A 4784-nucleotide genomic window follows, 5' to 3' on the forward strand; every position below is an offset into this window, starting at 1 on the left:
GGAAAAAGACATTCTAATTTAAAATGAAAGAGTTAATAAATTTGTAAATCCGTATGTTGCGAAGTGCTAAATTTTTGAAATTGGTAAATAGTGACTTGCCAAAAATAAGTACGAGAGTATAATGTGAAATGGAATACGTATTGGGTTTAAGTAGTAACCTTACAAAATTGTAAGGTTAGTGAAAGGAAATTCAATATGAAGATAAATAGACTTACATTATACTTGGTAAAGAGAAAGAGAGGCGAATGGGTATGAGCTCTGAATTAGAACAAAATACGAGAAGTAATAAAAAGCGTTCTAAAAGAAAGTCAATAAAATGGTTCATATTAATTCCATTTTTCCTACTTATTTTTGGAGGAGTAGGATATGGTTCGTTTATATATAATAAAGCAAAAGCTGTTGTAAATGATGCGTATGCAAAAATTGATAAGTCATCAAAGCGTGATAAAGAAGTTGAACCTTTAAAGGATAATATTTCAATATTAATCATGGGTGTAGATGGAAGTGAAATGAGAAAAAGCCAATATGGCGAAGCAGTTCGAACAGATGCACTTTTATTAGCAACAATTAATAAAGATGATAAGTCTGTTAAGCTAGTAAGTATTCCACGTGATTCACGTGTTTACATTCCAACTAGAAAAAAATTAGATAAAATTACTCATGCTCACGTATTTGGTGGCGTAGAAAGCACACGTGATACGGTGGAAAGATTTTTAAATGTCCCTGTTGATTATTATGTGAAGTTTAACTTTGAATCATTCGTACAAATTGTCGATTCAATTGGTGGTATTGATATTGATGTACCAGTTACTTTCACTGAACAAGATAGTAAAGACCAAGCTGGTATGATCCATTTAGAAAAAGGTTACCAACATTTAAATGGAGAACAAGCACTTGCACTTGCAAGAACGCGTAAAATTGATAGTGACGCAATGCGTGGACAGAGACAGCAACTTGTAATAGAAGCAATTGCTAAAAAAGCGATGTCTGTTCAATCAATTAGCAAAATGGGCTCTTTACTGGATGCGGTTGATAAAAATATGAAAACGAACTTAACATTTGACGATATGCTGGCCATTACAAAAAATATGGCAGGATCTAATTTGGAAATGGAAAAAATGCAAATAGAAGGTACAGATAAACGTATCGGTGGTATTTATTATTACATTCCAAATGAAAAAAATGTAAAAGACATTTCCAAAAAATTAAATGATCATTTAGGTGTAACGCCAAAATCAGTCCGAAACGAATAATAAAAAAAGATTGGCTTTTGCCAATCTTTTTTTATGGGAATGTATTTGTAACTTTTCTGTAACGATTTTTTAGTTTAGAAAAATTATACTCATATGTATGAGTATAATGGATAGGTAAAAAAGTAAAAGGACATATTCAAAATTTGTGGTAAGGAAAGATATCATATGCAGAAATGGTTAAGCATGATGGGAATTATCTTTATATTGACTGGATGTAAAATGTCTGAGGCTCCAACAAGTCTAATGGAAGCTCCTACAAATGAAAAATGGATTAATGAATTAAAGGAACAAATTGATAAAGATTTACCTGTTAATTATCGCTTACTTACTCCAATGTCTAACAAAGATAAACAGATGATTTGGTCAATGAATTTTAAACAAGATAATAAGAAAGAAGCCATCTTATTTTATAAATTGCCGAATGAAGATCATAGCGTATATTTAGCCGTATATGAAGAAATCGGAAATGGCTGGAGAATAAAGTCCACACATAAATTTGATGGAGGAGATGTAGATATCGTTGAAGTCGGTGATTTTACAGGGAACGGGAAGAGAGAGTTGTTAATCGGAATCTCTGTAAATCGTGAATCGTTAGAACATGTTATGTATGTTTTTTCGGAAGAAAATGAAGAGATGAAGGAAATATATAATCGAAGTTATACGAAGTTATTCATAGAGGATCTAAATGAAAATGGACTGAAAGATATAAGCCTTGTTACATTTGAAAAAGATGAGAAGCTGACAGTTGAGTTCATGGAACAATTTAAGACTTTATCTGAAGTGTCATACGATCCATTTATAAATAGTATTCAAAGAATACAAATGGGTCGTATATCTAAATCACTAAAGGCGGTAGTAATTGATGCAGGAGTTGGCGCTCATTCAGGTATAACTTATGTAGCAAAATTTGATCAGGATCATTATGAAGTATTGCCTATAGATGGGAAAGAAGATTTATTTAATGAATATGTTGTAGAAAGTAAAGATGTTAATGAAGACGGCATTATTGAATTTGTTCGTACTGTACGTCCAAAAGGTTGGGAGGATAAATCACATGGCGATAGTCCGCTTTTTGAACGTTACATACAGTGGAGTGAATCTGGAATTAAACCAATTGAAGAACGATATATAGATATAGAAAAAGGATATTATGTGAAAATTCCTAAAGAGTTAATAGGGAAAATTACAATACCAGATCAGCAAAAAGAATCAAATTCTCAAAAGTTTTTGGATACAAGAACAAATGAAATATGGCTTGAAGTTCATATTTTTAAGCGGAAAGAATGGTTCAATATAAAAGGCTACAGCGCAGCAATTAAAACAGCTTCTCACGTATATGCAGTACCGAAGCAATCGAAATTTGAAAAAGTGAAAGCATATATAAAACCGCTAGCGGATTATCAACAAGAGTAGGAGGTGGGAATTATGTCAAAAATTTTAGTTTTAGAAGATGAATTAACAATCCGTAGCTTTATTGTTTTAAATTTAAAACGTGCTGGATTTTATGTAATAGAAGCTACTACTGGAGAAGAAGCGTTACAGATTTTGAGTGAACAAACTGTTGATATAGCACTGCTGGATGTTATGTTACCGGGAATTGATGGTTTAGAAGTTTGTAAGGCTATCAGGAAAGAAAATGAAAAAATAGGTATTATTATGTTAACCGCACGTGTACAAGATGAAGATAAGGTGCAAGGACTAGGAATAGGGGCAGATGATTATATTGCAAAACCGTTTAGTCCAGTAGTATTAACTGCACGTATACAGTCTTTATTAAGAAGAATAGAAGCACATGAAGAAAAAACGAATATTGTTACGTCAGGTCCATTTTCGTTAAATATTATAGAAGAAAGATTGTATAAAGATGGACAATTAGTCGATTTAACACCTACAGAGTATATGATATTACAGTATTTAATGAATCAGGCTTCAAAGCCAGTTTCGCGTGATGAAATTTTAAATATGATTTGGGGAACTAATTACGTAGGTGAAACGAAAGTAGTAGATGTAAATATGAGACGGTTACGTCAAAAAATAGAATGTAATCCATCAGAACCTGAATTTATTCTTACGGTGTGGGGAAAAGGATATGTGTGGAAGGAAAGTATAAGATGAAACGGAAAGTGACTCTATATTTTATGACGGTCATTACACTTATGCTTGTATTATTTGAAGTTGTATTTTCAGTTTCAATTTATCGATACTATTATAATGGTATTGTGCAATATATAGAGTCTCATGCGAAAACGAGTACACGTTTTTTTTCAGAATACAATTCACTATACTTTATTCGATTACAAGAATATAGTGGTGACATAATTAGTAGCTTTCAATTAGAAGGAACAGAATTACAGTTAATTGATCGTCACGGCTCGGTTATACAATCTTCAAGTGGTGAAAAGGTAGAAGGTAAAGTGAATATTTCACAATCATTATTAGAAGGTGAAATGTATAATCAAGTTACTACGAAAGGTAATAAAAAACAACTAGAGGTGCTAAGCCCACTTATACATCAAGGACAAACTATTGGTGTTTTAAAATACACGACTGTTTTAACAAATGTAAATAAAAAGATTATTGAAATTATTACGTTTACTATTTCTGTAGGTATTGTTATTTCAGGAGTTGCCTTCTTAATTAGTAGACGTTTGGCAAATTCATTTGTTGAGCCAATTGAATCCATTATTCAAGCCTCTTCACAAATTGCAGAAGGCACATTAAAGCAAAAAATTAAAGAAGATTATCCTGGAGAATTAGGTGACTTGGCACATAGTTTAAATTATATGGCCTATAAAATAGATAAGGCTGAGCAGATGAAAAATGAATTCATTGCTTCTATTTCGCACGAAATACGAACGCCTTTAACAGGAATTAAAGGTTGGAGTGAGACGTTAAAAACAGTAGATCATTTAACAGAAGAAGAAATAAAGCAAGGTATGGGCATTATTTCAGGTGAGACAGATAGGTTGATTCATTTAGTAGAAGAATTGCTAGATTTTTCAAGATTACAATCAAATCATTTTAATTTATATAAACAAAAGGTGCAATTGTACGATATACTAGAGGAGACGATTTGGCAATTAACTCCTAAATCGGAAGAGAAGGAAATTCAATTTATTACTACTATAGACCGAATTGAATTGATGGGAGATCGAAATAGGCTAAAGCAAGTTTTCTTGAATATTGTTCAAAATGCAATTAAGTATTCACATGAAAAAAGCACAATACACATTGAAGCGACTAAAATAGAAGGACAAGCAGTGATTAAGGTAAGAGACGAAGGGATTGGAATTGCTAAAGAACATTTACCATATATTGAGCAATCATTTTACCAAATTAATAATCATGCTGCAGGTGCAGGTATTGGTTTAGCTATCGTTAAAAAAATGGTAGAGCTTCATGGCGGTGCGCTTAGTGTTACAAGCAAAGAAGGAATAGGAACAACAATTTTGATAAAACTCCCATTATAATACAAATAAAATCTATTTATATGGTGAAATAAAAATAAATAGATGTATAATTATATTGGGC

Annotated in this window: 4 protein-coding genes; all 4 read left to right on the forward strand. The window is 31.9% G+C overall.

What is annotated here, in order from left to right; all coding sequences use genetic code 11:
* The first annotated feature begins 251 nt into the window (after positions 1-251).
* The 4 genes from ABWK52_RS27770 (at position 252) to ABWK52_RS27785 (ending at position 4723) form a co-directional block, all read left to right on the forward strand.
* Positions 252-1253, forward strand: coding sequence for an LCP family protein (locus ABWK52_RS27770; protein ID WP_001987131.1), 1002 nt, complete (start codon positions 252-254; stop codon positions 1251-1253).
* A 165-nt stretch (positions 1254-1418) separates the two neighbouring features.
* The gene (locus tag ABWK52_RS27775) at positions 1419-2666 is read left to right on the forward strand and encodes a hypothetical protein (RefSeq protein ID WP_048568913.1); all 1248 of its coding nucleotides are present in this window, start codon (positions 1419-1421) and stop codon (positions 2664-2666) included.
* 12 nt (positions 2667-2678) lie between these two features.
* Entirely contained in the window at positions 2679-3368 is a 690-nt protein-coding gene (locus tag ABWK52_RS27780; protein WP_098327476.1) for a response regulator transcription factor, read from the forward strand.
* The gene (locus tag ABWK52_RS27785) at positions 3365-4723 is read left to right on the forward strand and encodes a sensor histidine kinase (protein WP_097842616.1); all 1359 of its coding nucleotides are present in this window, start codon (positions 3365-3367) and stop codon (positions 4721-4723) included. The genes ABWK52_RS27780 and ABWK52_RS27785 overlap by 4 nt, the downstream gene beginning before the upstream one ends.
* The last annotated feature ends 61 nt before the right edge of the window (positions 4724-4784 follow it).

The organism is Bacillus sp. AP50, assembly GCF_040492675.1.
GTDB classification, from domain to species: Bacteria; Bacillota; Bacilli; order Bacillales; family Bacillaceae_G; genus Bacillus_A; species Bacillus_A cereus.

Bases quoted from the DNA above. Each gene is read 5' to 3' on its own strand.
- ABWK52_RS27770 (WP_001987131.1), top strand. From the start codon at position 252: ATGAGCTCTGAATTAGAACAAAATACGAGAAGTAATAAAAAGCGTTCT.
- ABWK52_RS27775 (WP_048568913.1), top strand. From the start codon at position 1,419: ATGCAGAAATGGTTAAGCATGATGGGAATTATCTTTATATTGACTGGA.
- ABWK52_RS27780 (WP_098327476.1), top strand. From the start codon at position 2,679: ATGTCAAAAATTTTAGTTTTAGAAGATGAATTAACAATCCGTAGCTTT.
- ABWK52_RS27785 (WP_097842616.1), top strand. From the start codon at position 3,365: ATGAAACGGAAAGTGACTCTATATTTTATGACGGTCATTACACTTATG.